This window comes from Variovorax sp. JS1663 (assembly GCF_002157355.1).
In the GTDB taxonomy this organism is placed as follows: Bacteria; Pseudomonadota; Gammaproteobacteria; order Burkholderiales; family Burkholderiaceae_C; genus Variovorax.
This window is the reverse complement of the sequence record NZ_LYMK01000068.1, coordinates 1-26811: the sequence shown is the minus strand read 5'-3', so window position 1 is coordinate 26811 and position 26811 is coordinate 1. Positions and strand designations below refer to the sequence as shown.

At 69.4% G+C, this 26811-nt stretch carries 29 protein-coding genes; 17 read left to right on the top strand and 12 right to left on the bottom strand.

Annotated elements, in window-relative coordinates; genetic code table 11:
* Both A8M77_RS32340 and A8M77_RS32335 read right to left on the bottom strand, forming a co-directional pair.
* The coding region (locus A8M77_RS32340; protein WP_143694854.1) for an ESPR domain-containing protein at positions 1-272 on the bottom strand (272 nt) is incomplete at its 3' end.
* A 153-nt stretch (positions 273-425) separates the two neighbouring features.
* Entirely contained in the window at positions 426-980 is a 555-nt protein-coding gene (locus A8M77_RS32335) for a DUF924 family protein (protein WP_086925577.1), read from the bottom strand.
* A 106-nt stretch (positions 981-1086) separates the two neighbouring features.
* On the opposite strand from A8M77_RS32335, the gene A8M77_RS32330 reads away from it, so the two are divergent.
* The 3 genes from A8M77_RS32330 to A8M77_RS32320 all read left to right on the top strand — a co-directional run bounded on the left by A8M77_RS32330 (position 1087) and on the right by A8M77_RS32320 (position 3683).
* On the top strand, positions 1087-1536 hold the full coding sequence (locus tag A8M77_RS32330) for a CHRD domain-containing protein (RefSeq protein ID WP_086925576.1): 450 nt from the start codon (positions 1087-1089) through the stop codon (positions 1534-1536).
* A gap of 31 nt (positions 1537-1567) precedes the next feature.
* Positions 1568-2794: a DUF3734 domain-containing protein gene (locus A8M77_RS32325; RefSeq protein WP_086925575.1), complete on the top strand. Its 1227-nt coding sequence runs from the start codon at positions 1568-1570 to the stop codon at positions 2792-2794.
* Positions 2795-2900: 106 nt separating this feature from the next.
* A complete protein-coding gene (locus tag A8M77_RS32320; RefSeq protein WP_086925574.1) occupies positions 2901-3683 on the top strand; it encodes a 3-hydroxybutyrate dehydrogenase in 783 nt (260 codons plus the stop codon).
* 6 nt (positions 3684-3689) lie between these two features.
* Here A8M77_RS32320 and A8M77_RS32315 read toward each other — a convergent pair whose 3' ends face one another.
* Positions 3690-4646: a bifunctional helix-turn-helix transcriptional regulator/GNAT family N-acetyltransferase gene (locus A8M77_RS32315; protein ID WP_086925573.1), complete on the bottom strand. Its 957-nt coding sequence runs from the start codon at positions 4644-4646 to the stop codon at positions 3690-3692.
* Between the two features lie 154 nt (positions 4647-4800).
* Here A8M77_RS32315 and A8M77_RS32310 point away from each other — a divergent pair, with 154 nt between their 5' ends.
* Entirely contained in the window at positions 4801-7113 is a 2313-nt protein-coding gene (locus tag A8M77_RS32310) for a YgiQ family radical SAM protein (RefSeq protein WP_086925572.1), read from the top strand.
* Positions 7114-7187: 74 nt separating this feature from the next.
* Entirely contained in the window at positions 7188-8093 is a 906-nt protein-coding gene (locus A8M77_RS32305) for a hypothetical protein (protein WP_086925571.1), read from the top strand.
* A gap of 18 nt (positions 8094-8111) precedes the next feature.
* Here the strand turns inward: A8M77_RS32305 and A8M77_RS32300 are convergent, their stop codons facing one another.
* The 5 genes from A8M77_RS32300 to A8M77_RS32280 all read right to left on the bottom strand — a co-directional run bounded on the left by A8M77_RS32300 (position 8112) and on the right by A8M77_RS32280 (position 11356).
* Positions 8112-8558 (bottom strand): universal stress protein, encoded by a 447-nt coding sequence (locus A8M77_RS32300; RefSeq protein ID WP_086925570.1) that lies wholly within the window; start codon positions 8556-8558, stop codon positions 8112-8114.
* A 92-nt stretch (positions 8559-8650) separates the two neighbouring features.
* On the bottom strand, positions 8651-9127 hold the full coding sequence (locus A8M77_RS32295) for a nucleoside deaminase (protein ID WP_086925569.1): 477 nt from the start codon (positions 9125-9127) through the stop codon (positions 8651-8653).
* Positions 9128-9157: 30 nt separating this feature from the next.
* Positions 9158-9493, bottom strand: a complete 336-nt coding sequence (uraH, locus tag A8M77_RS32290) for a hydroxyisourate hydrolase (protein ID WP_086925568.1) — start codon at positions 9491-9493, stop codon at positions 9158-9160.
* A 23-nt stretch (positions 9494-9516) separates the two neighbouring features.
* A complete protein-coding gene (locus tag A8M77_RS32285; protein WP_086925567.1) occupies positions 9517-10017 on the bottom strand; it encodes a hydroxyisourate hydrolase in 501 nt (166 codons plus the stop codon).
* Between the two features lies 1 nt (position 10018).
* Positions 10019-11356, bottom strand: a complete 1338-nt coding sequence (locus A8M77_RS32280) for an MFS transporter (RefSeq protein ID WP_086925566.1) — start codon at positions 11354-11356, stop codon at positions 10019-10021.
* A gap of 146 nt (positions 11357-11502) precedes the next feature.
* On the opposite strand from A8M77_RS32280, the gene A8M77_RS32275 reads away from it, so the two are divergent.
* The 3 genes from A8M77_RS32275 to A8M77_RS32265 all read left to right on the top strand — a co-directional run bounded on the left by A8M77_RS32275 (position 11503) and on the right by A8M77_RS32265 (position 14113).
* Entirely contained in the window at positions 11503-12441 is a 939-nt protein-coding gene (locus A8M77_RS32275; protein ID WP_086925565.1) for a LysR family transcriptional regulator, read from the top strand.
* 77 nt (positions 12442-12518) lie between these two features.
* Positions 12519-13046: a 2-oxo-4-hydroxy-4-carboxy-5-ureidoimidazoline decarboxylase gene (gene uraD / locus A8M77_RS32270; RefSeq protein WP_086925564.1), complete on the top strand. Its 528-nt coding sequence runs from the start codon at positions 12519-12521 to the stop codon at positions 13044-13046.
* An 89-nt stretch (positions 13047-13135) separates the two neighbouring features.
* The gene (locus tag A8M77_RS32265; RefSeq protein WP_086925563.1) at positions 13136-14113 is read left to right on the top strand and encodes a Bug family tripartite tricarboxylate transporter substrate binding protein; all 978 of its coding nucleotides are present in this window, start codon (positions 13136-13138) and stop codon (positions 14111-14113) included.
* A gap of 10 nt (positions 14114-14123) precedes the next feature.
* On the opposite strand, the gene A8M77_RS32260 is transcribed toward A8M77_RS32265, so the two are convergent.
* A complete protein-coding gene (locus A8M77_RS32260; protein WP_086925562.1) occupies positions 14124-15008 on the bottom strand; it encodes a CoA transferase in 885 nt (294 codons plus the stop codon).
* Positions 15009-15122: 114 nt separating this feature from the next.
* On the opposite strand from A8M77_RS32260, the gene A8M77_RS32255 reads away from it, so the two are divergent.
* Entirely contained in the window at positions 15123-16025 is a 903-nt protein-coding gene (locus A8M77_RS32255) for an SDR family oxidoreductase (RefSeq protein ID WP_086925561.1), read from the top strand.
* Between the two features lie 60 nt (positions 16026-16085).
* Here the strand turns inward: A8M77_RS32255 and A8M77_RS32250 are convergent, their stop codons facing one another.
* Positions 16086-16484 carry a DUF488 domain-containing protein gene (locus A8M77_RS32250; protein ID WP_086925560.1) on the bottom strand — a complete coding sequence of 133 codons (399 nt, stop codon included), beginning with the start codon at positions 16482-16484 and terminating at the stop codon, positions 16086-16088.
* A 96-nt stretch (positions 16485-16580) separates the two neighbouring features.
* On the opposite strand from A8M77_RS32250, the gene A8M77_RS32245 reads away from it, so the two are divergent.
* Positions 16581-17420 carry a crotonase/enoyl-CoA hydratase family protein gene (locus tag A8M77_RS32245; RefSeq protein ID WP_086925559.1) on the top strand — a complete coding sequence of 280 codons (840 nt, stop codon included), beginning with the start codon at positions 16581-16583 and terminating at the stop codon, positions 17418-17420.
* Here the strand turns inward: A8M77_RS32245 and A8M77_RS32240 are convergent.
* Complete coding sequence (locus tag A8M77_RS32240) at positions 17417-18676, bottom strand: MgtC/SapB family protein (RefSeq protein WP_086925558.1); 1260 nt, start codon at positions 18674-18676, stop codon at positions 17417-17419. The genes A8M77_RS32245 and A8M77_RS32240 overlap by 4 nt on opposite strands.
* A gap of 127 nt (positions 18677-18803) precedes the next feature.
* Between A8M77_RS32240 and A8M77_RS32235 the strand changes: the two genes are divergently transcribed.
* A complete protein-coding gene (locus tag A8M77_RS32235; RefSeq protein WP_086925557.1) occupies positions 18804-19715 on the top strand; it encodes a protein NO VEIN domain-containing protein in 912 nt (303 codons plus the stop codon).
* Between the two features lie 10 nt (positions 19716-19725).
* On the opposite strand, the gene A8M77_RS32230 is transcribed toward A8M77_RS32235, so the two are convergent.
* On the bottom strand, positions 19726-20640 hold the full coding sequence (locus tag A8M77_RS32230; protein WP_086925556.1) for a LysR family transcriptional regulator: 915 nt from the start codon (positions 20638-20640) through the stop codon (positions 19726-19728).
* Between the two features lie 249 nt (positions 20641-20889).
* Between A8M77_RS32230 and A8M77_RS32225 the strand changes: the two genes are divergently transcribed.
* The 6 genes from A8M77_RS32225 to A8M77_RS32200 form a co-directional block, all read left to right on the top strand.
* On the top strand, positions 20890-21543 hold the full coding sequence (locus A8M77_RS32225) for a hydrolase (protein WP_086925555.1): 654 nt from the start codon (positions 20890-20892) through the stop codon (positions 21541-21543).
* 22 nt (positions 21544-21565) lie between these two features.
* A complete protein-coding gene (locus A8M77_RS32220) occupies positions 21566-21853 on the top strand; it encodes a XapX domain-containing protein (RefSeq protein WP_086925554.1) in 288 nt (95 codons plus the stop codon).
* A gap of 101 nt (positions 21854-21954) precedes the next feature.
* Positions 21955-23844 (top strand): amidohydrolase, encoded by a 1890-nt coding sequence (locus tag A8M77_RS32215; RefSeq protein WP_238137052.1) that lies wholly within the window; start codon positions 21955-21957, stop codon positions 23842-23844.
* Positions 23845-23859: 15 nt separating this feature from the next.
* Positions 23860-24258 (top strand): DoxX family protein, encoded by a 399-nt coding sequence (locus A8M77_RS32210; RefSeq protein WP_086925552.1) that lies wholly within the window; start codon positions 23860-23862, stop codon positions 24256-24258.
* Positions 24251-25846 carry an MFS transporter gene (locus tag A8M77_RS32205; protein WP_086925551.1) on the top strand — a complete coding sequence of 532 codons (1596 nt, stop codon included), beginning with the start codon at positions 24251-24253 and terminating at the stop codon, positions 25844-25846. Before A8M77_RS32210 ends, A8M77_RS32205 begins: the two co-directional genes overlap by 8 nt.
* A 247-nt stretch (positions 25847-26093) precedes the next feature.
* Positions 26094-26811, top strand: a 718-nt coding sequence (locus A8M77_RS32200; protein ID WP_143694853.1) for a hypothetical protein, incomplete at its 3' end; no start/stop codon positions are given.

Here is a 26811-nt window from a genome sequence, read left to right as displayed (position 1 = left end):
GGGTTGATGACCGGAATCCCGTTGGGCGCCACGAGGATCGTTGGGCGTGTGCCCCCAGGGGCCATCGGATTGGCGACGATCTGGGCGGGCGCAGGTGTCGAGCCCATCAGCGCCGCCGCAACGAAGACCGGCGTCGCGCCGCTCGCCTTGCCCGCTGCGCGTGCAGTCTCCTGCACCACCACCCTCAGCCCGCGCGCGGCGTTGAACACCACGCGATGCAATCGCTTATTCATTTTCTTGGTTCCCTGCTGTGCAAGGGAGACCAAGCTCATGGCTTCAGCGTTGTCGCTGCCTCGCTCCCGTTGCGAGGCGCGATTCTGGGGGCGTTTCGCTCAGATCAGAATCTGATCTTTTGTCGCGACATCGGGTCGCGAAGATCAGAACGCCGCGCGGCGCTTCCCAAGAGTGTGAGCAGCAATACGAACTCAGCCCGCGAACCCGCCCTCATCCAGGAAGGCCTGTTCCTCCGGCGTGGTCTCCCGCCCCAGCATCGGGTTGCGGTGCGGGAAGCGGCCGAAGCGCGCGATGATGTCCCGGTGCAGCACGGCGTAGCGCTGCGTGTTGGCATCGAGCGCGGCATTGAGCTCGACCGAGCGCTCCTGGTCCGCCAGCGATTCGGAATGCATGAAGGGCAGGTAGAAGAAGGCACGCAGCGCCTCGTCGAACTGCCGGTCCAGGCCGGCCTCGATGGCGGCCCGCGCCACCGCGCGCGCCTTGCCGTCGGTGGCGAACATGTGGGCGCTGCCGCGCCAGGCGTTGCGCGGGAACTGGTCCAGCAGCACCAGCAAGGCCAGTGCGCCCTCGGCATCGGCTGCCCAGCCGTCGAGCGCACCGGCCGCGGCGGCATGGTGCGCAGCCTCGAAGCGCGACTTGAACTCGACGTCGAAGGCCTCGTTCTTGGCGAACCATCGTTGGGGACCGGCATCGCGCCAGAAGGCGGCGACCTCGTGCGCGGAGGGCAGGGGAGCGGCAGTCGTCATGCGCCGGATCATGCCATCGCGCGCTCCGAAACTCGGGCTTGCGGCCGACACGCGGGGCGTTGCGCGCGGCCTATGCTGGCCGCTTCCGCACTATGGAGATCCATTCATGAATCGATATGCCACCCTCTTGCGTGCCGTCCTCGTGACCGGCGTGGCGACCGCGGCCCTGGCAGGCTGCGGAATGATGTCCAGCTCCAATACCGCGAGCTTCAGCGGCAGCATGAACGCGGCCAGCGAAGTGCCGCCCAACATGACGCGCGGCAGCGGCCTGGTCGAGGCCTGGCTGAACAGGGACACCAATGTCCTCAAGTACAAGATCATCTATACCGGGTTGAGCGGGCCTGCCACGGCGGCGCATTTCCATGGCCCGGCGGCGGCTGGCGAGAATGCCGGCGTGGCGCTGCCCTTCGCGAATCCCGCGAGCCCGATCGAAGGCCAGGCGACATTGACGCCGGCCCAGGCGGCTGACCTCTCAGCCGGCAAGTGGTACGCCAACATCCATACCGCGGCCAACCCGAACGGCGAGATCCGCGGGCAGCTGCTGCCGAAGATGTAGCCGGGCCTGCGCATGGTGTCCAATCGGCGCCATGCGCACCACCCGCTCCAGCAAGAAGCCCGAACGCACCACCCCGCGTCCCCGTTCCTCGAAGACCCGCGTCGACATCACGACCGCCCGGAAGGCGCTGGTGCTCCAGGGCGGCGGCGCGCTGGGCGCCTACCAGGCCGGGGTCTATGCCGGCGTCTTCGAGAAGAACAAGGCGCTCGACTGGGTGGCGGGCGTCTCGATCGGCGCGATCAATGCGGCGCTGATCGCAGGCAATCCGCCGCAGCGGCGCGTCGAGCGCCTGCGCGAGTTCTGGGACCTGGTCTCCTCGGGACTGGCGCAGCGCCTGCCGCCGGGATGGGGTGACCGTTCGTTCTTCAACCAGTGGAGCGCGACATCGGCCGCGGTCTTCGGCGTGCCCGGCTTTTTCACGCCGCGGCCCAGTCCCTCGCTGCTGCTGGGCGCCGCGTCGCCGGTGCTGAGCTACTACGACACCTCGCCGCTGAAGTCCACGCTCGAGCGCCTGGTCGACTTCGACCGCATCAACGACCGCGAGATCCGCTTCAGCGTCGGCGCGGTGAACGTGCGCAGCGGCAACTCGGTCTATTTCGACAACATGTCGCAGCGCATCGGCCCCGAGCACATCATGGCCAGCGGTGCGCTGCCGCCCGGCTTTGCGCCGGTGACCATCGACGGCGAGGACTACTGGGACGGGGGCATCGTCTCGAACACGCCGCTGCAATACGTGCTCGACACGCACCCGCGTACCGAGCCGCTGATGGTGCTGCAGGTGGACCTGTTCAGCGCGCGCGGCGCCATGCCGCGCACGCTGGCCGAGGTGATGGAGCGGCAGAAGGACATCACCTATTCCAGCCGCACCCGCATGAACACCGACGCGCTGGCCTCGAATCTGAACCTGCAGCAGGCGGTCGCCGACCTGATCGCCAAGCTGCCCGCCTCGCTGCGCAAGGATCCGAGCGTGGCCGCGGTGTGCAGCCAGCTGACGCACGAGCCGATCGAGATCGTCCACCTGATCTACCGCGACAAGCCCTACGAGATCGAATCGAAGGACTACGAGTTCTCGCGCGCCTCGGTCGACGAGCACTGGGAGGCGGGGCTGCGCGACATCTGCAAAACGCTGGAGCATCCGGAATGGCTGCGTGCCGCCTCGCAGGCCAATGGCGTGACCACCTTCGACATGGCCGAGCCGAACACGCCGCGCGTCCGGCGGCCGATGCGCGTTCCGGCGATGCAGGAGGGGAGCCGCTGAGGGGGCCAGTCAGGCTGGCCAAAGACTTCTGCGTCACGCTCTGTCACGGGCACGCCGCTTGCAGGCGCCATCATCATTCCCTTCACTCCTCATTCCAGGACTCCCCATGCAACTCAAGGACAAGGTCGCATTCGTCACCGGCTCGGCCAGCGGCATCGGCAAGGAAATCGCCATCCTGTTCGCGCAGGAAGGCGCCAAACTCGTGATCGCCGATCTCAACCAGGAAGCGGCCGACGCCACGGCGGCCGAACTGCGCCAGAGCGGCGCCCAGGCCATGGGTGTCGCGGTCGACGTCACCAGCGAGGCGCAGGTCGATGCCGCGGTCGAGGAAGCGGCCAAGGCCTTCGGCGGCATCGACATCCTGGTCAGCAACGCCGGCATCCAGATCGTGCACCCGGTCGAGGAGTTCAGCTTCGCCGACTGGAAGAAGATGCTGGCCATCCACCTCGACGGCGCCTTCCTGACCACCAAGGCCTGCCTGAAGCACATGTACGCGCAGGGCCGCGGCGGCAGCGTGATCTACATGGGCTCGGTGCACTCCAAGGAGGCCTCGCTGCTGAAGGCGCCCTACGTGACGGCCAAGCACGGCCTGATCGGCCTCGCCAAGACAGTGGCCAAGGAAGGCGCCGCGCACGGCGTGCGGGCCAACGTGATCTGCCCCGGTTTCGTGCGCACGCCGCTGGTCGAGAAGCAGATCCCGGAGCAGGCGAAGACGCTGGGCATCACCGAGGAGCAGGTGGTCAAGAACGTGATGCTCAAGGAGACGGTGGACGGCGAGTTCACCACCACCGACGACGTGGCGCGCGTGGCGCTGCTCTTCGCCGCCTTCCCGACCAATGCGCTCACCGGCCAGTCGCTGGTGGTGAGCCATGGCTGGTTCATGCAGTGAAGGCGGCTACAGCTTCAGCTCCCAGGTCTCGCCCACCAGTTGCTGGCCGAAGCCCTCGTAGGCCTCCGACTTCGTCAGCTTGAAGCCGCGTGCCGCGTAGATGCCGCGCGCGGCAGTGAGGCAGCTGTTGGTCCACAGCACCATCTTCCTGTAGCCCTTGCGGCGCGCGAAGGCGATGCATTCGTCCGTCAGCCGCGCGCCCAGGCCGAGGCCGCGCGCCTGCGGGGCGAGGATCAGCAGGCGCAGCTGCGCCACGGTGGCCGACTTGCGCACCAGGAACACCGCGCCGACGCGTTCGCCGCCCAGCTCGGCGATCCAGCACCGCTCCCATTCGGGCTGGAACTTGCGCAGGAACTCGCCGGCGATCTCGGCCACCAGCGCTTCGAATTCACTGTTCCACCCGTATTCGCGCGCATAGAGCTCGCCGTGCTGCTGCACCACCCAGCCGATGTCGCCCGGCTGCGGATCGCGCAGCACTGCGGTAGGCGGCCGCGCCGGGGCATTGGCCTCGGGCTCGATCAGCGCCTGCACCTGCTGCATCGCCGCGATCAACTGGCGTTGCCGCGGCGCCGAGAGTGGCGCGAGGAGGGCGCGGGCCTCGTCGCGCGACTTCTGCTGCAGCGGGGCGAAGGCGGCGTGGCCGGCCTCGGTCAGGCGCAACAGGCTCTGGCGCGCGTCGCGCGGGTGGGTTTCGCGCGCGAGCCAGCCCTGGGCCTCGAAGCGGCGCAGGATGCGGCTGAGGTAGCCACCGTCCAGGCCCAGGTCCTTCCCGATCTCGCTGGCCACCGCCTGCTCGCGGTGCGCCAGCTCGTAGAGCACGCGCACGTCGGTCAGGGACATGTCGCTGCCGAGATAGGGGTCGAGGGCGCCGATGCGGCGGGTGTAGAAGCGGTTGAAACGGCGCACTGCCTTCACGGCGGCGACTTCGTCGGGGGAGGGGCTGACGGCAGTCATGCTTGCCATTGTCAATCGAATACTTGACTAAGGCAAGTAATCAAGCGAATCCGGCTTTTCATGCAGATGACCTTGGATTCGACGGCTCGCCCCCCCAGCACTTAAAATCGCGGGTTGCCCGGAACCGGGCCACCGCGGCCTGCATCGCCGCTCCACACCCCACATGAACGCCCCCGTCGACGTCTCCTTTTTCGCGCGCGCCGCCAAGCCGCTGACCAGCTACCGCAAGTACTGGGCGGCCCGCTTCGGTACCGCCCGCTTCCTGCCCACCACGCGCACCGAGATGGAGGCCCTGGGCTGGGACAGCTGCGACATCGTGATCGTCACCGGCGACGCCTATGTCGACCACCCCAGCTTCGGCATGGCGGTGATCGGCCGCATGCTGGAGGCGCAGGGCTTCCGTGTCGGCATCATTGCCCAGCCCGACTGGCACAGCGCCGAGCCCTTCAAGGCGCTGGGCAAGCCGAACCTGTTCTTCGGCGTGACCGCCGGCAACATGGATTCGATGATCAACCGCTACACGGCGGACCGGAAGATCCGCAGCGACGACGCCTACACGCCCGGCGACGTCGGCGGCCGGCGGCCCGACCGCGCGGCGATCGTCTATTCGCAGCGCTGCAAGGAGGCGTGGAACGACGTCCCGATCGTGCTCGGCGGCATCGAAGGCTCGCTGCGCCGCATCGCGCACTACGACTACTGGCAGGACAAGGTGCGCCGCTCGGTCGTGGTGGACGCCAAGTGCGACCTGCTGCTCTACGGCAACGCCGAGCGCGCCATCGTCGAGATCGCGCACCGGCTGGCTGCGCGCGAGCCGGTGCAGCACATCACCGACGTGCGCGGCACCGCCTTCGTGCGGCGCGAGACGCCGGAGGGCTGGTTCGAGATCGACTCCACCAGCGTGGACCTGCCGGGCCGCGTCGATGCGCATGTGAATCCGTATCTGATGGTGTCGGAGCAGGCCAAGGCCCACGGCGCGACCTGTGCGAAGGAAGACGAGGCCCAGGCGGTCGCCGTGCAGGCCCAGGCGGCCGCGAAGCCGGTGCAGTTCGTCGCCAATCCGGCGGTGCGGCTCAGGCCGCCGCCGCGCGATCGCTCGGTGATCCGCCTGCCGTCCTACGAGCAGGTGCGCGCCGACCCCGTGCTCTACGCCCATGCCAACCGCGTGCTGCACCTGGAGACCAACCCCGGCAACGCCCGCGCCCTGGTGCAGGCCCACGGCGAGGGCGCGACCGCGCGCGACGTCTGGATCAACCCGCCGCCCATCCCGCTCACCACGGCCGAGATGGACCACGTGTTCGACTTGCCCTATGCGCGCAGCCCGCATCCGCGCTATGCCGACGACAACGGCAGCCACGACGGCGCGACCAAGATCCCGGCCTGGGAGATGATCCGCTTCAGCGTGAACATCATGCGCGGCTGCTTCGGCGGCTGCACCTTCTGCTCGATCACCGAGCACGAGGGCCGCATCATCCAGAGCCGCTCGGAGGAATCGATCATCAAGGAGGTCGAGGCCATCCGCGACAGCGTCAAGGGCTTCACCGGCACCATCTCCGACCTGGGCGGGCCGACCGCCAACATGTACCGCATCGGCTGCAAGAGTCCGGAGATCGAGGCCGCCTGCCGCAAGCCCAGCTGCGTGTACCCGGGCATCTGCCCGAACCTCAATACCAGCCACGACCCGCTCATCAAGATCTACCGCCGCGCGCGGGCCCTGAAGGGCATCAAGAAGATCCTGATCGGCTCCGGCCTTCGTTACGACCTGGCCGTGCAGTCGCCCGAGTACGTGAAGGAACTGGTGCAGCACCACGTGGGCGGCTACCTCAAGATCGCGCCCGAGCACACCGAGCAGGGGCCGCTGTCGAAGATGATGAAGCCCGGCATCGGCAGCTACGACCGCTTCAAGCAGATGTTCGAGAAGTTCAGCGCGGAAGCGGGCAAGAAGCAGTACCTGATCCCGTACTTCATCGCCGCCCATCCGGGCACCAGCGACGAGGACATGATGAACCTCGCGCTCTGGCTCAAGCGCAACGGCTTCCGCGCCGACCAGGTGCAGACCTTCTATCCGTCGCCCATGGCCACCGCGACGGCGATGTACCACACCGACCGCAACCCGCTGCGCAAGATCACGCGCGACAGCGAAACCGTGGACATCGTGCGCGGCGAGAAGCGCCGCCGCCTGCACAAGGCCTTCCTGCGCTACCACGACGCCAACAACTGGCCCATGCTGCGCGAGGCACTCAAGAAGATGGGCCGCGCCGACCTGATCGGCAACGGCAAGCACCACCTGATCCCCACCTACCAGCCGCTCACCGACGGCAGCTACCAGAGTGCGCGGCGCAAGAACTCGACGCCGGTGGCGCTGAAGCCGGTCCAGCCCGTGAAACCCGCAAAAGGCCGCATCCTCACGCAGCACACCGGCCTGCCCCCGCGCGAGACCGGTGCGGCGCGCGGCAAGCCGGTCCGCAAGGGCCGCTGAGCCTCAACCGCCCCCGCCCGGGCGGCAGCCCGCGCTGGCAGGCGGTACCCGGGCACTCGTTGTATGGTGTAGGGATGAACAGCCGCTCGGCCTCCTTCCGGCTCCCTGCCATCTGGCTGGGACTGCTTCTTGCCGCCGGTGCGACCATCGCGCGGGCAGGCCCGCTGGATGCCGGCTCCGCGCCCGCCCTGCGCGAGCAGCACCAGAAGCTGGCCGGCCAGCTGTCCGGCAGCCCGCTGAAAAGGCCGATGCACCTGGAATCCACCGAGACCGACGGCGGGCTCCAGGGCGACGTCTACGCCGTGGTCGATCATCCGCTCGACGAGGTGCGCACGGCGCTGGCGAACGGCGGGCAGTGGTGCGAAATGCTGCTGCTGCACATCAACAACCGGCGCTGCCGAGTGAGCAAGCAGGGCCAGGGCGAGGTGCTGACGCTCAGCGTGGTCCAGCGCTACGACAAGCCGGTGGAGCAGGCCTTCGAGCTGCCCTTCGTCCATCGCACCGCGAGCAACAGCAGCGACTACCTGGCGGTGCGGCTGTCGGCGGAGAGCGGTCCGCTGGGCACCAGCAACTACCGCGTCTCGCTCGAAGCCGTGCCGCTCGGCGAGCGCCAGAGCTTCCTGCATTTCGGCTATTCCTACGACCACAACATGATGGCGCGGCTGGCCACCAAGGCCTACCTCGCGACCTTCGGCAGCCACAAGATGGGCTTCACCGTGGTCGGCCAGAAGCCGAACGGCGAGCCCGAATACATCCGCGGCGTGCGCGGGCTGATGGAGCGCAACGCGATGCGCTACTTCCTCACCCTCGACGCCTACCTGGACGGGCTGGACGCAGCGCCTGCGGAGCGGGCCGAGAAACGCCTGCACGCCTGGTTCGAGGAGGCCGAGCGCTATCCCCGGCAACTGCACGAGATCGACCTCGCGACCTACCTCGAGCACAAGCGCGCGGACCGCAGGCGCGACGGCCCGAAGCCCTGACCCCTGGGCCCTCGGTCTTCAGCGAAGCACCAGCACCGGCGTGTGCGAGTGCGTCAGCACCTGCAGCGTCTCGCTGCCCATCAGGAGCCGCTTGAGGCCGCGCCGCCCGTGCGAGGCCATCACGATCAGCTCGCTCTTGTGCACGCGGGCCGCCTCGATGATGGCCTCGGCCACCAGCTCGGATTTCATGATCACGGCGAGGGTGCTCCGGACGCCGCGCGCGTCGGCCTTGGCCTTGACCGCGTCGACCACGCGCTGGGCCTCGGCATCGGCCTCGCCCTGCATGCGCTGGACCTCCATCTGGGTCAGCAGCAGCGAGCCTTCGAAGTAACCGGTGGGATAGTGGTGGACCACCTTCACGGCGACCAGCTCGGCGTTGGTGAGCAGGGCAAGGTCGATCGCGCTGGTGACGGCCAGTTCCGAGAGCTCGGAACCATCGGTGGCGACGAGTATGCGTTCATACATGGCGCTCTCCCGGGGCGGGAGACGCCCGCCCCCAAGGCGCAGATTAGCGCCGGGGGCGGTGGGCAACAAGCATACGGTCTAGGCGCCGCCGCCTAGCCCTGCACCTGGCGCCAGGCTTCGTAGAGGTCCTCGCCCTCCGGCCGCACGCGCTGGCCTTCGAGCTTCATCTCGCGCTGCTCGATCGGCCTGGCGATCTCGATGTAGCCGCGTTCGGCCGACAGGTCGTAGGGCGCGCCGTCCTCGTTGGAGTAGGCGTAGTAGACCTTCTTCACCCCAGCGAGGTACATGGCCGTGAGGCACATGGGGCAGGGGTAGCCGCTCGCATACACGGTGCTGCCGCTCAGGTCGGTGCTGCCCTGCGCACGGCTGGCGGTGCGCACCGCCTGCATCTCGGCGTGGGCGGAGGGATCGCACAGCGCGTCCACTTCGTTCACGGCGCGGGCCAGCACCTGGCCGTCGCGCACCAGCACGGCGCCGAAGGGCCAGGTCCTGCGCTCGCGCACGTTGTCCATGGCCAGGCGGATCGACTCCAGCAGGTATTTCTCGGTGTCTTTGTCTTGGGTGGTCATTCGTCGTCCAGGCGGGTGAAGGAAAACGGCTCAGCTGCCGCGGTAGGTGGAAAAGAACCACGGCGAGCAGAGCAGGGGGATGTGGTAATGCTGCGCTGCATCGAAGACGCTGAACTGCACCGGCACTTCCTCGGCCAGCGCGTCGTTCGCCTTGAAATGCGCGTTCACGTGGAAGCGCAGCTCGAAGCGACCGGTGCGGCTGGCCTGTGCCGCGAGCATCGGCGCATCGGTGCGCCCGTCCGGATTGGTGCGGGTGCTGTTGAGCCGTGTCGGCGGCGTGGTCGAGAGGTCGAAGAGGTCGACCTGCATGCCGGCGACCGGGCGGCCGGTGCGCACGTCGAGCACGTGGGTGGTGATGCCTGCCATGGGATGGTTCCTTTCGGGGGAGTTCAGCTGCCGCGGGAGTAGGTGTAGGCCCAGGGCCCGAACTGGATCGGCAGGTGGATGCGCTCGGCCGCGTTCACCACCTGGAAGCGCACCGGCAGCTTGGTCAGGAAGGCCGGCGTGGGCAGCACCGCCTTCTTCGCGGCGAAGTAGTCATCCACGTGCAGCAGCAACTGGTAGCGGCCGGGGCGATAGCTCTCGTCGACCAGGAGCGGCTCGTCGGAGCGGCCGTTGGCGTTGACCGTGAACGAGCGCACCGGCTTGTAGTTTTCGCCGTCGAAGGCCGAGAAGTCGATGCGCAGGCCGGCGGCGGCCGCGCCGTGGAAGGTGTCCAGCGCATGGACCGTCAGGCGCGGGCTGACGCCGTGCAGCACGATCGGGCCGCTGGCGCGCGCCGGCGCCGGCGTGTCGGCCGCCTGGGCGCCGCGCGCCGTGAGCATGGTGGCGCCGAGGGCCAGGCCCGAGAGAGCGAAGCGTCGGCGTTCGGGTTGGCGGATGTCGTCCATGTCAGGCTCCCTTGCGTGCGGTCTTGCGGGCGATGAAGGTGATGACGAGCACGGCGGCCAGCAGTTCGATCACCGCGACGAGGTACAGGCCCGCGCTCACCTTGCCGGTGGCGTTCTTGATCAGGCCCATCAGGTAGGGCGCGCCGAAGCCCGCCAGGTTGGAGATCGAGTTGATCAGCGCCACCCCGACCGCGGCCGCGCCGCCGGCCAGGTACATGTTCGGCAGCTGCCAGAACACCGGGATCGCGCTCATGGTGCCCACCAGCGCCAGCCCCATCGCGAGCAGCGGAACCAGCGGCGGCAGGCCGGGAACCGTCAGCGCCACGGCCAGCAGGGCCATGCCGCTCGCGCCGCAGATCGCCGCGCCGCTGAAGTGCCAGCGCACCTCGCCGCGGTGGTCGGAATGCCGGCCGTTGAGGATCATGCCGGCCGCGCCGAAGATGTAGGCTGCCCCCGCGATCCAGCCCACCGCCATCGGCGTGGCGAAGCCGGTTTCCTTGATGACCGTGGGAATCCAGAAGGTCAGCGTGGAGTTCGCGCACAGCAGGCAGAAGAAGATCGCGATCAGCAGCCACACCTTCGGGTTGGTGAAGAGCGTGCGCCAGTCGCTGCCGCGCTCGCCCTGGGCGCGGCTGTCGCGCTCGAGCTCGTCGCGCACGATGCGCTTCTCGTCGGCGCTGAGCCAGTGGGCCTGCTCCGGCTTGTCGGTCATGTAGAAGAAGGCGACGATGCCCGCGATCACCGAGGGGATGCCTTCGAGCACGAACAGCCACTGCCAGCCCGCCCATCCGTGCACGCCGCCCATCGAGCTCATGATCCAGCCCGCCAGCGGCCCGCCCAGCACGCCCGCGATGGCCGAGGCCGACATGAAGGTGCCGAAGGCCTTGGCGCGGCGCTGCGAGGGGTACCAGTAGGTGAGGTACAGGATCACGCCGGGGTAGAAGCCGGCCTCGAAGGCGCCCAGCAGGAAGCGCAGGATGTAGAACTGCGTGGGCGTGGTCACCCAGGCCTGCAGCATGCAGATCAGGCCCCAGCCGATGGTGATGCGCATGACCGTCTTCTTGGCGCCGATCTTCTGCAGCAGCATGTTGGAGGGCACCTCGAAGAAGAAGTAGCCCAGGAAGAAGATGCCGGCGCCCAGGCCGTACACCGCCTCGCTGAAGCGCAGGTCGTCCAGCATCTGCAGCTTGGCGAAGCCGATGTTGACGCGGTCGAGCCAGGCCAGCACCCACAGCGCGCCGAGGAAGGGCAGCAGGCGCCAGGAGATCTTGCTGTAGGTCGCATCGACCCGGTCGGGGGAGGCGGCGGCGCCGGGCAGGGCCGCGGAAGGTGTGCTCATGTCGAATTCCTTTGTCTCTGGTGTCTGTCGTTCTCGGGCCCCGCCATGCAGGACGGCGCCAATGGTCCTCACTCCAGGCCCTGTGCGAAACTGGGCAGGCGCAATAGAGCGCATAGCAAAGTCGATATCCGGAGGTTTGCCGCACCGTGTCCCGCGCCGACGATCCCTTCGAGACCTACCTGCTGCGCGTGCTGTGCGCGCTGATCGCGGAGCAGAGCGTCTCGCGCACCGCGATCCGGATGAACCAGTCGCAGCCGGCCATCAGCGCGGCGCTCAAGCGGCTGCGCGAGATCTTCAGCGACCCGCTGCTGGTGCGCGACAAGAACACCATGGTGCCGACCGCGCGGGCGCTCGCGGTGGCCGCGCAGGCCCAGGCCGCGCTCGGTCTGCTCGACGGCCTGCTGAGCTCCGGCGACGGCTTCGACCCCGCGACCACCGAGCGCAGCTTCACCATCGCCATGCCCGACTACCTGGCGCCGCCCTTCCTGGCGCAAGTGGTGCGCGCCTTCCGCGCGCAGGCACCGAGCGCGCGCCTGGTGGCGCAGCCGCTCGGCCCCCAGTACGACTACGAGATGGCGCTGCAGGACGGCACCATCGACATCGTGATCGGCAACTGGCCCGAGCCGCCCGAGCACCTGCACATGTCGACGCTGCTGGAGGACGAGATCGTCTGCGTCATGGCGGCCGACCATCCCTTCGCGGCGCCCGGCCAGCTCACGCCCGAGCGCTTCCTGCAGGCGCCGCACCTGGTGCCGATGCCCTATTCGATCGCCCAGCGCGGGGTGGTGGAGTCCAGCCTGGCCACGATGCGCGTGAGCCGCGACCGGCGGGTGCAGTGCCCGTATTTCGGCCTCGCGCCCAGCCTGTTGCCGGGTACCGATCTCATCATGACCACCAGCCGGCATTTCGCCGCCTACCACGCGCGGCACCTGCCGATCGCTCTCGTGTCCTCGCCCATCGAGTTCGCGCGCATGCGCTTCTACCAGCTCTGGCATCCCTCGCAGCACCGGGCCGCGCCGCACGTGTGGCTGCGCGGCCTGCTGACGGCGGCGGCGCCGGTGCTCACCGATCCGCAGGCGAACTGAGCCGTTCAGGCCCTGCTATGGGCCGTATAACAGCGCGCGCCTTCTGGACGCGGCGGCCGCTTCCTACACTGCCGCCCATGTCCACCGAACTCCACACCCTCGACCTGCGCGCCCTCAACGCGATGGACCGCGCCGCCTTCACCGCCGCCCTGGGCGAAACCTTCGAGCACTCGCCCTGGGTGGCCGAGGCCGCCTGGGCCGCGCGCCCCTTCGACTCGGTGCAGGCGCTGCACGACGCCATGATGGCGGTGGTGCTCGACTGCGGCCGCAGCCGCCAGATCGAATTCCTGCGCGGGCATCCCGAGCTCTCGGCCGGCGCCGTGCGCGCAGGGGCGCTGACCGCCGATTCGATGGACGAGCAGAAGGGCGCCGGCCTGGGCGCCCTGTCCGGCAGCGAGGAGGAGAGCCTGGCGCGCCTGAACAAGGCCTACCGCGCGCGGCACGGCTTTCCCTTCATCGCCTGCGCGCGGCACTACACCAAGGCCGGCATCCTCGCGGAGCTGGCCTCGCGCACCGCGCGCGAGCCGGGCCAGGACCTGGCCGAGGCCCTGCGCCAGATCGGCTTCATCACCCGGGCACGGCTGGAGCGGCGCCTCGCCGCCTGAGTGCTCGCCGCAGGCGGGCAGGGGATTGTGGCTGGAGTTCCCCCGACGCATGATCCGGTCGCAGGCATTGCTCTTGCTCTGGAGACGTCATGACCTTCACACACCCCACGCGCCGCGGCGCGCTCCGCTGGATCGCTGCCGCGGCGGCTGCCGCCTCCCTGCCGGCGCGAGCCGCGTGGCCGGACAAGCCGGTCAAGATCGTCGTGACCTTCGCGGCCGGTGGCTCCAGCGACATCCTGGCGCGGGTGCTGGCCGAGCAGCTCACGCGCAAGCTGGGCCAGCCGGTCGTGGTCGACAACAAGCCCGGCGCCGGCGGCACCATCGGTGGCGCACAGGTGGCGGCGGCGCCGGCCGACGGCTACACGCTGATGCTCTCGAACACCACGCCCATTGCGCTCGGTCCCTTCGCGCTGGAGAAGCAACCCTACGACCCGGTGACGGCCTTCACCCACATCGCCTACCTGGGCTCGGCACCGCTGGTGCTCATGGCCAGCAAGGAATCCGGCATCAAGAGCTTTGCCGATCTGGAGGCGCGGGCGCGCAAGGACGGCCGGCTGGACTTCGGCTCCGGCGGGCCGGGCTCGGTGGGCCATGTGCACGGCGAGCTGATCCGCAAGATCACCGGCGCCAACCTGGTGCACGTGCCGTACCGGGGCGGGGCGCCCATGACCACCGACCTGATCGCCAATGTGGTGCCGGTGGGCATTGACGTGATCACCGCCTACGTGCCTTTCTTCAAGAGCGGCCAGCTGGTGCCGCTGGCGGTGACCGGCACGGCGCGCTCGCCGCTGATGCCCGACGTGCCCACCGTGGTGGAGCTTGGCCAGCCCAAGCTGGTGTTCGAGAACTTTTTCGGCCTGAGCGGGCCGGCCAAGATGCCGGCGGACCTCGTCGGCCGGCTCAATGCCGCCTGCAACGAGGCCATGGCCCTGCCCGAGGTGCAGAAGAAGCTGGTCGAACTGGGCATCGTGGGCAAGCCCGGGACCGCGGCCCAGTTCGAGGGCTTCGTGAAAGAGCAGGTCGGGGTGCTCGGGCCCGCGGTGAAGGGCGCGGGCATCAAGCTCTGAAGCGGCGGGCTCAGTCTTCCAGGGTGAGCAGCGGCACGTCGCGCTCGATCGCCATGGCGTCGAGCTGCGCGCGCGTGCGGGTACGCAGCCAGGCGGCCAGGGCCTCGCGGGTGGCGGGGTCCATCATGTCCCGCGCACCCAGGCCCGCGGCCTCGCAGAGGCGCGCGGCGAAATGCGGCTCCAGCGCCGCCACCGCCACGCGGCCGTCGGCGCAGGCATAGACGCGGTAGCCCGCATGGGCGCCGCCCACGGCGCCCGAGGGCTGTGTCAGGCCCCAGGTGCGGGGCAGGGCCAGCCAGTCGGCGGCGGCGTTGAGCGCGACTTCGAGGTACGCGCCGTTGCCCGGCGCCGCGCGCATGCGCAGCACGGCCTGCAGCACCGCCTCGCTCGCCAGCAGGGCGCCGCCCATGTCGGCGTAGAGCGTTGGCGGCAGCGCGGTGCTGGTGATCAGGCCGCTTTCGGCCAGGTAGGTGAGGTCGTGGCCCGGTTCCTCGGCACGCATGCCGGGCGCGCCGACGATGGCCACCTGCGACAGCGCGGGATGGCGCGCATGCAGGTGCTCCCAGTCCAGTCCCAGCTTGGCCAGTGCCGAAGGGCGGAAGGAGCTGAGCAGCACGTCGGTCTGGGCGAGCGCCTGGTGCAGCTGCGCCAGGCCGGCTTCGCTCTTCAGGTCCACCGTCCGGATCTCCACGCCTTCATGCAGCGCCGCATAGGCAGCCCGGTTGTAGTGGCCCATCGGGTCGCCGGCCGGCGGCTCGAGCTTGAGGCAGCGTGCACCCATGGCGCGGCAGCGCATCAGGGCCGCGGGGCCGGGCAGGTTGAGCGCCAGGCTCAGCACGCGCACGCCGGCCAGGGGGGCGAAGGCGGGGGCGGCAACGGAAGAAGAAGGGGGCATATCGGGCGTCTCCTCGCGCGCAACGGGCTGTCACCTTGGGAGCTTACCGGCTCGGCCTGCCCGATCTACGATGCGGCTGCATCCGTTCATCCACCCAGACCCAAGGAGACCCTCATGTACCAAAGCGATCTCATGGCCGGCCGGCGCATCCTCGTGACCGGCGGCGGCACCGGCCTCGGCAAGGCTATGGCCGAGCGCTTCCTCGGCCTGGGCGCGGACGTCGCGATCTGCGGCCGGCGCCAGTCGGTGGTGGAGGAGACGGCGGCGCAATGGCGCGCGCAGTTCCCGGACCGCAAGGTCGATGCCTTCGGGGTGGACATCCGCAACGCGCAGAGCGTGGAGGAGATGGTCGACGCCCTCTGGCAGAGCGGCGGGCTGACCGGCCTGATCAACAACGCGGCGGGCAACTTCGTCGCGCCGACCGAGAGCCTGTCTTCGCGCGCCTTCGATGCCGTCGCCAACATCGTCTTCCACGGCAGCTTCTACGTGACCCAGGCGGTCGGCAAGCGCTGGATCGCGGAGGCGAAGGCGGGCCAGTGGAAGGCGGGCGATCCCTACCGCAGCGTGATGAGCATCATCGTGACCTGGGTCGACAACGGCGGCCCCTACGTCGTGCCTTCGGCGATGAGCAAGGCCGGCGTGGAGGTGATGACCAAATCGCTGGCCACCGAATGGGCGCGCTACGGCATCCGGCTCAACGCGGTCGGGCCGGGCGAGATCCCTACCGAGGGCATGAGCAAGCGCTTGAACCCCGGCGAGGAGCCCGGCGCGCGCAGCAAGCTGCGCAACCCGATGGCGCGCACCGGCCAGATGAGCGAACTGCAGAACCTGGCCGCCTTCCTGATGGCGCCGGGCCAGTGCGATTGGCTCACCGGCCAGAGCATCATGATGGACGGTGGCCATGCGCTGGCCACCGGCGGCAACTTCTACGAGCTGCGCGAATGGAGCGATGCGCAGTGGCTGGAGGCGCGGGAGCGGATCGAGGCGCAGAACCAGAAGGACAAGTCCCAAAGATAAAGCCCCCAGGCTTTTCAACGAGGGGGCTGGGCCGCCTTGGGGCGGCCCGGCGGCGGCCCGTCAATCGACGATATCCGCGCTCCGTTCCTTCAGCAACGCACGCAGGAAGGAGCGATGGCAATGCGATTCGTCCTCGCAGTAGCAGCCGATCGAGAAGGCGCTCTGGTGCGAGAGCGCGGCCAGCAGGTCCAGGCTGCGGCTGGCGTCGGGCTCGGCCATCTCGGACTTGAACTTGCGGCCGAAGGCGGCCCATTGCGCCGGTTTTCCGGAGGCCACGGCCGCCTGGGCCTCCTTCATGGTCTCGGCCGAGGGTGCGAGGTTGGGGTACCAGACGTCATACCAGTTCTGCGAGGCGAACTCGCTCTTGGGCACGCCGCGCGGCGGGCGGCGCACCGTGCCGATGCGCAGGCCCTCGCCGGGGGCGCGCTCGCTGCCGAGGCGGACGATTCGGATGGCCATGGCTGTCTCCTCCTGGACGGGTTTCGGTGTTGACTTTGCGACAGCGGCGATCATCGCCGAGCCGCGATACTTCGGGCACTGACTCCGGAGACAGGCATGAACGACCGCATCGAATCGATCCGCCACCCCGACGGCGTGGTCGAACTGCAACTCTCTCGCGCCGACAAGATGAACGCGCTCGACCCGGCGATGTTCGACGCCCTGATCGACGCGGGCGAGCAGCTCTGCCGCGACGAGCGCGTGCGCGCGGTGGTGATCGCCGGCCGCGGCAAGGCCTTCTGCGCCGGGCTGGACATGCAGTCCTTCGAGCGCATGCAGCAGGGCCCCGGCAGCGGGCTGCTCGGCCAGCACGCGGCCACCGACCTGGTCGAACGCACGCACGGCATCTCCAACGCGGCGCAGCGGGTGGCCACCGTGTGGCGCGAAGTGCCGGTGCCGGTGATTGCGGCCCTGCACGGCGTGGCCTTCGGCGGCGGGCTGCAGGTGGCGCTGGGTGCGGACATCCGGCTGGTCGCGCCGGACACCCGGCTGTCGGTGATGGAGATCAAGTGGGGCCTGGTGCCCGACATGGGCGGCATGGTGCTGATGCGCGAACTCGCGCGTGCGGACGTGGTGCGCGAGTTGTGTTTCACCGGCCGCATCTTCTCGGGCGAGGAGGCGGTGGCGCTGGGGTTTGCGACGCGCGTGTCGGCCGACCCGCTCGCGGATGCCCTGGCCATGGCGCACGAAATCGCGCAGAAGAGTCCCGACGCCATCCGCGCCGGCAAGCGGCTGCTGAACGCCGCCATGGCGCACAGCGCGGCCGAGCTGCTGCTGGCCGAATCGGTGGAGCAGAAGGCGCTGATCGGCAGCGCCAACCAGACCGAGGCGGTGCGTGCCAACCTGGAGCGGCGCCCGCCGCGCTTCGCAGGTTGGGCCCAGCTTTCCGAAACTTAGAAGAGCAGGGCCACCGCCCATCCGAGGCCCAGGCCCAGCAGCAGCGCCCCGCCCACGCGCAGCGCATAGCGGGGCCCGCCGGCGATCGCGGCCACCGTGCAGCGCGTCAGCGTGTTGACGCTGACGGCAATCAGCGCGCCGCGCACGAAGCGCTCCGGCGTCAGGTTGCCTGCCGCATGCAGCGAGGCCATGGAGGCGATGGGCGAATGCGCGTCGGCCAGCGCGGCAAGGGCCACGCTGATCAGCAGGCCGGCCTCGCCGAAGCGGTCCTGGGCATGGCTGACCACGAGCGCCACGACGGCCAGGAGCGCTGCCACCGCCAGCGCCTCGCGCGGCCGCAGTGCGCTGTGCGAGCTGGCGGGCGGTTCGGCGTCACCGCTGCCGCCGCGGGCGCGCCGCGACAGCAGCGGCAGCAGGCCCGCCACGGCAGTGCCGACCGCGGCCGCGAGCGCCGCCGGCAGCAAGGCCAGCGCCGCGGCAGGCGACAGGGCGGCGCTGAGCACCAGCGCCTGGATCCAGGTGGCCACGCCCGACAGCGCCGCGCCGCCCGCCAGCACGCCGGCCTGCTCGGGCTGCGCCTTGGCACGGCCCCCGAAAGAGGCCACGGTCGCGGTGCTGGAGATGAAGCCCGAGACGAAGCCGGAGCCCAGCATGCCCGCGCGTGCGCCCAGCCAGCGCACCGCCATGTGGCCACCGGCCTGGATGGCCAGGATCAGCACCACCATCGCCGCCAGCGGCCGCGGGTCGATGCCGCCCAGCCAGGGGAGGGGGCCGGAGGGGATGAGCGGCAGAACGATCAGCGCGAGGGCGGCGAGCAGGAGCCCGTCGTGCAGTTCCTGCTCGCTGAGCAATTGGGTGGCGAAGCGGTGCAGCCGGCGGCGCATGGCCAGCAATAGCGCGAGGCCGGCACCGCAGGCCGCGCCGAGTGCCGGCCCGATGGCCGACTGCACGCCGATCAGGTAGGTGGTGAAGAGGGCGAGTTCGGTCGTGAGCCCGGGGTCGTCCTCGCTGCTCTTCCAGTACGCGAGCATGCTGGCCAGCCCGATGAAGACTGCGCCGATCGGCACGAGCCCCGGCACGGGGAGCAACTGCGCCAGGGCGCCGCATAGCGCCGCGATGGTGAAGGTGCGCAGGCCGGCGGCTGCCCTCTCCTCGCCTTGCCCCTTGCGGCGCTCGCGCTCGATGCCGATCAGCATTCCCACGCCGAGGGCCACGGCCAGGCCGATCAGTGCGTCCTGCGGGATGCTGGTGTTCATGTGTCGTCGCGGCGCCCGGGGGGAGCAGGCAAAGAGGAGGCACAGGCGATTTTGCCCAACGCAGCGAGGCTGCCTGCGCTTCCCGGCATACTGCAGGCGCTCGCAACTCGCATGAATCCCTCCAGACATGGACAAAGAAGTCGACCCCGCGGTACTCGCCGTCATCAATGAAAAACGTTTGTCCGGCGAGAAGCGCACGCCGGTCGACATCATCGCCAGGATGGGCGTGCTCGATGCCCGCGACAAGGCCTCCGAGCAGGCCTGGCTGGCGACGGGCGACAACATCATCGCCACCATCTGGGCGGAGCTCGTGAGCATCGGCGCCGGCGGGCGATGGTTCTGTCTCGAGTCCCTCGACACGCAGCGCCGCATCGGCGGCGGCGATCGCAGCGTGCTGCAGATCCAGCGCGCCAAGGACCGGCTCGGCCTGCTCAAGCGCTCGCTGGACGCGGGACAGGGCGTGAGGGCGGTGCTGCAGACGAACCGGGTGGCCATCCTCGAGGCGGAGAGCGACCGGGCGGCGAGGGTGTCGACCCGGGTGCCGGACGACGAAGAGTGGCACGTCGCCGTGTGGGAGCCTGCGCGAAAGTTCGCTGTTCTGGTTCGCGGGCCGCGCGGGTGGCTGCCGGACGATGAAGAGCTCCAGGCAGCGCGGGCGCGTGCCGGCATACCCACCGAGGTGCCGGAGGACGCATCAGGGCCGGCGTCCGCGGACGATCCGCAGGCCGCCGCCATGGACTACCTCGCGCGCCACTTCGCCGGCTACGGGTACAAGGCCGACGACGTGTCCGCGCGCAAGCTCGGCTACGACATCGAGGTGTCGGACAAGAAAGGCAAGGTTTTGCTGCAGCTCGCGGTGAAGGGCACCGCGTCGGGCAGGACCGGCTTCAAGCTCACGGACGAAGAACGCGCCTGCGCGAAGAAGGGCGACCCCTGGCGCCTGGCGGTGGTGACCGATGCCTTCGGCCCCGCGACGCAGCACAAGCTCTACAGGGCCTCCGAGATCGACAAGGCGCCCGGCCTCGAGTCTTTCGGATAGCGAGCCGGCGTCACGCCGGGACAGCCCGCGGCAGCAGCGCCGGCACCAGCGGGCGGCTCAGCCGCTCGCACCACCAGCGCAGCGCGCGGCCTTCGGCGCCCGTCTTCCACGCGAGCCAGAACGACTCGGAGGCCCGCTGCTCCTCGGTCGCCAGCTCCACCAGCGTGCCGCGGGCCAGCTCCCCGCCGATGCAGGCGCGCGGCAGGTAGCCGTGGCCCAGGCCGTCGACCTGGCAGGCGATCTTGGCCGCCATGCTGGGCACGGTGATGCGCGGCTGCCCGGCGAGCAGGCCCACGGTGCGGTCCGACAGGCTGCGGGCGCTGTCGCCCACCACGATCGCGTTGTAGTCGAGCAGGTCGCCGCGCTGCAGCGGCCGGCCAAGACGGGCGAGGGGATGGGTGGGTGCCACGCAGAAGGCGAAATCGAGGCTGCCCACGTTCACAGCCTGGTAGCCCCCGCCGGCTGGCCCCTCGCCGGCGGCGATGACGAGGTCGGCACGGCCCTCGCGCAATGCCTCCCAGGCGCCAGTCAGGGCTTCGCAGGCAATGCGCAGCCGGGTACCGCAGCGCAGGTCCTCGAAGGCGCGGACGTCGCCGATCAGCGATTGCGTGGGAATCAGCGAGTCGTGCACCAGCCGCAGCTCCGATTCGTAGCCGGTGGCGATCTGCCGCATGCGTGATTCGAGGTCGCTGGCGGCCGTCAGCAGCCAGCGACCTTCCTTCAGCATCTCGTCGCCCGCAGGGGTCAGGGTGACGCGCGGTCCGTTACGCTCGAAGAGCTGCATGCCCAACTGCTCCTCGAGCTTCGCCACGGCATACGAGATGGTGGAGGGCACCTTGTTGAGCCGCGAGGCCGCCGCGGCGAAAGAGCCGTGGCGGGCGATGGCGTCAACGAGTTCGATCGCTTCGAGGGTGAGCTTGAGCACGGGAGGCTCCACGGTATTGAGGGTCCGGATTCATGTTCGAAAAATTCGATGGTGGGCACCAAAAAATTTCGTCAACAACCGGACGGCAGGCCACGATGATTGCGCCAATGCCGAGGGGAAAACAAAAAATCGGATCCCCAAAGCAGATTGTGAATTCAATCGAATTCAAGACGGAAGTCAAGGGCTTTTCCGACCACCGCCTGCCGCTTCCGTCCTTCGCCAACGCAACCCCTGAACGAGGAGCCTTCCATGACCGTCAAAGCCACCCCCACCCCCGGCGCCAAGCTGCTCACGCCCGCCGACCACACGCTGGTGATGATCGACTTCCAGTCGCAGATGTCCTTCGCGACGCATTCGATCGACGCCGTCAACCTGCGCAACAACGCGGCGCTGGTAGCGCAGGCGGCCGCGGGCTTCAAGGTGTCGACCATCCTGACCACGGTGGCCGAGAAGAGCTTCTCCGGCCCGATGTTCAGCGAGATCACCGAGGCCTTCCCGGGGCAGAAGCTGCTGGACCGCACCTCGATGAACACCTGGGAAGACGCCGCGGTGATCGAGGAAGTGAACCGCATCGGCAAGCCGCGCATCGTGCTGGCGGGCCTGTGGACCAGCGTGTGCATCGTCGGCCCGGCGCTGTCGGCGCTCGACCAGGGCTTCGAGGTCTACGTGATCGCGGATGCCTGCGGCGACGTCTCGGCCGAGGCGCACAACCGCGCGATGGACCGCATGGTGCAGGCCGGCGCACGCCCGATGACCTCGCTGCAGTACCTGCTGGAACTGCAGCGCGACTGGGCCCGCGGCGACACCTATGAGATGACGACCGGCATCGCCAAGAAGGTGGGCGGTGCCTACGGCCTGGGCATCACCTACGCCAAGTCCATGTTCGGCGCGCACGAAGGCTGAGCTGCAACCCGAGGTGCCGACCATGAAGCCCTACATCGTCTCCCTCGCGCTGGGCCTGCTGGTCGGCGTGATCTACGCGCTCTTCCAGGTGCGCTCGCCGGCGCCGCCGGTGATCGCCCTGGTCGGGCTGCTGGGGATCCTGCTCGGCGAGCAGATCCCGCCGCTGGTGAAGCAGGTGTTCCATCGCGAGACGGCGAACACCTCCTGGCTGCACCACCAGGTCAAGCCGCACATGTTCGGCGAGCTGCCGAAGTGCGCGCAGACGCAGTACGCGTCCACCGCCCGTCCATCCGAAGAGCGAAGCTCATGACATCATCCGCCGACCCCGGGCGCCGCCGCTTTCTGGGCGCGTTGGGCGCCACCCTGGCCGCCCCGGGCCTTGCGCAAACCCCCAACCCGAACAAGCCTGCCATGCCCGACACCCAGACGCCCGAGCTGATCCTGCGCAACGGCCGCATCACGACGCTGGACCGCGCCAACCCCATCGCCAGCGCGGTGGCGATCCAGGGTGGCCGCTTCACCCGCGTGGGCCGCGACGAGGACATCCTGCCGCTGGCCGGCAGCGCCACCCGCGTCATCGACCTGAAGGGCCGCCCGGTGCTGCCCGGCCTGATCGACAACCACCTGCACATCATCCGCGGCGGCCTGAACTACAACCTCGAGTTGCGCTGGGACGGCGTCAAGAGCCTTGCCGACGCCATGGCCATGCTCAAGCGCCAGGTCGCCATCACCCCCGCGCCCCAGTGGGTGCGCGTGGTGGGCGGCTTCACCGAGCACCAGTTTGCCGAGAAGCGCCTGCCCACGCTGGAGGAGATCAACGCGGTCGCGCCCGACACGCCGGTGTTCATCCTCCACCTGTACGACCGGGCGCTGCTCAACGCGGCCGCGCTGCGCGCCGTGGGCTACACCAAGGACACGCCGCAGCCCCCGGGCGGCGAGATCACCCGCGATGCCAGCGGCAATCCCACCGGCCTGCTGCTGGCCAAGCCCAACGCGGCCATCCTCTACGCCACGCTGGCCAAGGGCCCGAAGCTGCCCATCGAGTACCAGCTCAACTCGACCCGCCACTTCATGCGCGAGCTCAACCGCCTGGGCGTGACCGGCGCGCTGGATGCCGGCGGCGGCTTCCAGAACTATCCCGAGGACTACCAGGTCATCCAGCAGCTGGCCGATGCGGGCCAGCTCACCATCCGCCTGGCCTACAACCTGTTCACCCAGAAGGCCAAGCAGGAGAAGCAGGACTTCCTGAACTGGACCGCCAGCTCCAAGTACAAGCAGGGCGACGACTACTTCCGCCACAACGGTGCCGGCGAGATGCTGGTTTTCTCGGCCGCCGACTTCGAGGACTTCCGCCAGCCGCGGCCCGACATGGGCCCCGAGATGGAGGGTGAGCTCGAAGAGGTGGTGCGCATCCTGGCGCAGAACCGCTGGCCCTGGCGCATGCACGCCACCTACGACGAGACCATCGCGCGCTCACTCGATGTGTTCGAGAAGGTGAACCGGGACATCCCGCTCGCAGGCCTGAACTGGTTCTTCGACCATGCCGAGACCATCTCGGACAAGTCCATCGACCGCATCGCGGCGCTGGGCGGCGGGGTGGCGGTGCAGCACCGCATGGCCTATCAGGGCGAGTACTTCGTGGAGCGCTACGGCGCCGCCGCGGCCGAGGCCACGCCGCCGGTCAAGCGCATGCTGGACAAGGGCGTGAAGACCTCCGCCGGCACCGATGCGACCCGCGTGGCCTCCTACAACCCGTGGGTGTCGCTGTCCTGGCTGGTCACGGGCAGGACGGTGGGTGGCCTGCAGATCACGCCAGAGCGCAACCTGCTGGACCGCGAGACGGCGCTGCGGATGTGGACCGAAAAGGTGACCTGGTTCTCCAACGAGGAGGGCAAGAAAGGCCAGATCGCGGCAGGGCAGTTCGCCGACCTGATCGTGCCGGACCGTGACTTCTTCGGCTGCCCGGAATCGGAGATCGCGGACACGAGTGCGCTGTTCACGATGGTGGGGGGCAAGGTGGTGTGGGCGGCCGGGGAGTTCGCCGCGCACGACGAGGGCTCGGTGCCGCCGGCGATGCCCGACTGGTCGCCGGTGCGCCGCTACGGCGGCTACGGGGCGTGGGGTGAGAAGGACGGTGCGCCGCTGCAGAAGGTGATGCGCCAGGCGGCGATGGCCTGCGGCTGCGCCAACAGTTGCAATGTGCACGGCCACGGGCACGCATCGGCCTGGGGCAGCAAGCTGCCGGTGTCGGACCTCAAGAGCTTCTGGGGTGCGCTGGGCTGCGCCTGCTGGGCGGTTTGAGACGTGAGGTACGAGATGCGCTGGACCACTTCCCCCGCGTTGCGATGGATCGCCTTGCTGCTGCTGTGTGCGGCCTACCTGCAGGGCGGGTTGCAGAAGGCGCTGGACTTCCCGGCGGCGATCGCCGAGATGAACCACTTCGGTCTCGCGCCCGCCGCGCCGATGGCGATCGCGGTGATCGTGCTGGAGCTGGGCGCGGCAGCGCTCATCCTCACCGGCCGCCTGCGCTGGCTGGGCGCGCTGGCGCTCGGGCTCTTCACGCTGATGGCGACCTTCGTGGCGCTGCGCTTCTGGGAGATGCCATCCGGGCAGGCGCGCTTCATGGCCGCCAATGCCTTCTTCGAGCACCTCGGCCTGGTCGGCGGCTTCCTGCTCGTCGCCTGGCAGGACCTGCGGGAGCGTGCCCATGTCTGAGATCCAGCCCGGCGCGAAGGCGGCGGCCCCGGGCGCTTTCGCGCCGCTGCGCCAGCCGGTCTTCGCGGTGCTGTGGACCGCCACCGTGCTCGGCAACATCGGCAGCTTCATGCGCGACGTGGCGAGCTCCTGGCTGGTCACCGACCTCTCGGCCAGCCCGACCGCGGTGGCATTGATCCAGACGGCGGCCACGCTGCCCATCTTCCTGCTGGCGATCCCGGCCGGCGTGCTGTCGGACATCCTCGACCGGCGCCGCTTCCTGATCTTCGTGCAGCTGGTGCTCGCCGCCGTGAGCGGCGCGCTGCTGGTGCTCGCGCAGACCGGTGCGCTGACGGTGGAATACCTGATCGCGCTGACCTTCGTCGGCGGCATCGGCGCGGCGCTGATGGGGCCGACCTGGCAGTCGATCGTGCCCGAGTTGGTGCCGCGCGCGGACCTCAAGAGCGCGGTGGCCCTGAACTCGCTGGGCATCAACATCGCGCGCTCCATCGGGCCGGCGGCCGGCGGGCTGATCCTCGCCAGCTTCGGCGCCGCCGTCACCTACGGGCTGGACGTGCTGAGCTATGTCTTCGTGATTGCCGCATTGCTGTGGTGGAAGCGGCCTGCGGCCACCGACAGCGCGCTCCAGGAGAACTTCCTCGGCGCCTTCCGCGCCGGGCTGCGCTACACCCGCGCGAGCCGCGAACTGCACGTAGTGCTGCTGCGCGCGGCCGTCTTCTTCGCCTTCGCGAGCTCGGTGTGGGCGCTGCTGCCGCTGGTGGCGCGCCAGATGCTGGGCGGCGACGCAAGCTTCTACGGCGTGCTGCTGGGCGCGGTGGGCGCGGGCGCCATCGGCGGCGCGCTGGTGATGCCGCGCCTGCGCGCCCGGCTCGACGCGGACGGCATGCTGCTGCTGGCCGCGCTGCTCACCGCCGCGGTGATGGGCAGCCTGGTCTTCGCGCCGCCGAAGTGGCTGGCCGTGGCGCTGCTGCTGTTGCTGGGCCTGGGCTGGATCGTGGCGCTGACCACGCTCAACGGCGTGGCCCAATCCATCCTGCCGAACTGGGTGCGCGGCCGGGGCCTGGCGGTGTACCTCACCGTGTTCAACGGCGCCATGGCCGCGGGCAGCCTGGGCTGGGGCCTGGTGGCGCAGGCCATCGGCGTGCCCGGCACGCTCGTGGCCGGCGCGGCGGGCCTGGTGGTGGCGGGCCTGCTGTTCCACCGCGTGAAGCTGCCGCGGGGTGAGGCCGATCTGCAACCTTCCAACCACTGGCCCGAGCCGCTGCTCGCCGAGCCGATCGCGCACGACCGCGGGCCGGTGATGATCCAGGTCGAGTACCGCATCCGCAAGGAGGACCACGCGGCCTTCCTGGAAGTGATGAAGCGCCTGTCGCTGGAGCGCCGCCGCGACGGCGCCTATGCCTGGGGCCTGCACGAGCACACCTCCGATCCGGAGCGGGTGATGGAGTGGTTCCTCGTCGAGTCGTGGGCCGAGCATCTGCGGCAGCACCACCGGGTGTCGCACGCCGACGCCGATCTGCAGGCCGAGGCGCTGCGCTTCCATCGGGGGGAGGGCAGGCCGGAGGTGCATCACTTTCTGGCACTCTGAACTGGACGGGCCGCTCCCAGGGGGGGGCGCTCGGCATCGCCAGACAGCGCGACGTTTGGCGCGATCCTCCCTGAGTCTGATGAATTGTCGCGAGATGGCAATCGGATGCGTGCCTCTTGTTGATCTTGCAGGCCCGCCTTGCTAACGTCGCGGGCTCGAGCGACAGCGCGGTTGACTCTCTGCGCAGTCACCCAAGAACAAGCAGCCAAAGAAAACTCAGGGAGAGTTTGATGAGTCGTGAAAATGCGTGCGTCGGCGCCCGCTTGACTGGGCCCAAGCCGGCCTCTTCGCCGCATCCTGCGCCTGGGGCCAGATCCGCGATATGGAGGCCTGGTACCAGAGCCTCAAGGACCGCGGCCTGCTACAGCCCGGCGAGACCTTTGCCGTCACCGGCTACAGCCTCGGCCGCCATCTGGCCACCGTGTTCAACCTGCTGCATGGTCCCAAGGCCCCTGCGGCCGATCAGGCGAGCATCAGCCAGGTCATCACCTTCAACGGCGCGGGTGTCGGCGGCTTCGACGAGGGCATCGGCCTGCAGAAACTGGTGCAACAGTTCAGCCCCAACCGCAGTCCGGACTTCGCGGATGACGCGCTCGCGCAGATCTATGCGCGTGCCAAGGCCGCTTTCGCAGCGGGCCAGAAGGTCGCCAACAACGATCTGGCTGCGCTCAAAGACCTTTCCAATCCCCCGCGCGACAGCGGCATGACGGTCGATGCCCAAACCAATCCCCCGCCGGATGGTGGCATCGCCGTCGATGCCCAGACCAGGCAGCAGGCCGGGTGGGTCGCCAGTGCCATCACCCGCATCGGCATCATCCGCGGCGAAGTCGATCGCCTGGCCACCCGTGTCGGCAGCGGCGACGGCAAGATCCCCGTGCAATGGCTCGACAGCCAGATCGCCCAGGAAAGCCTGGACTACCAGATGGCCCTGCTCAAGGCCAGCGCGCACACCGACGCCGCCAGCC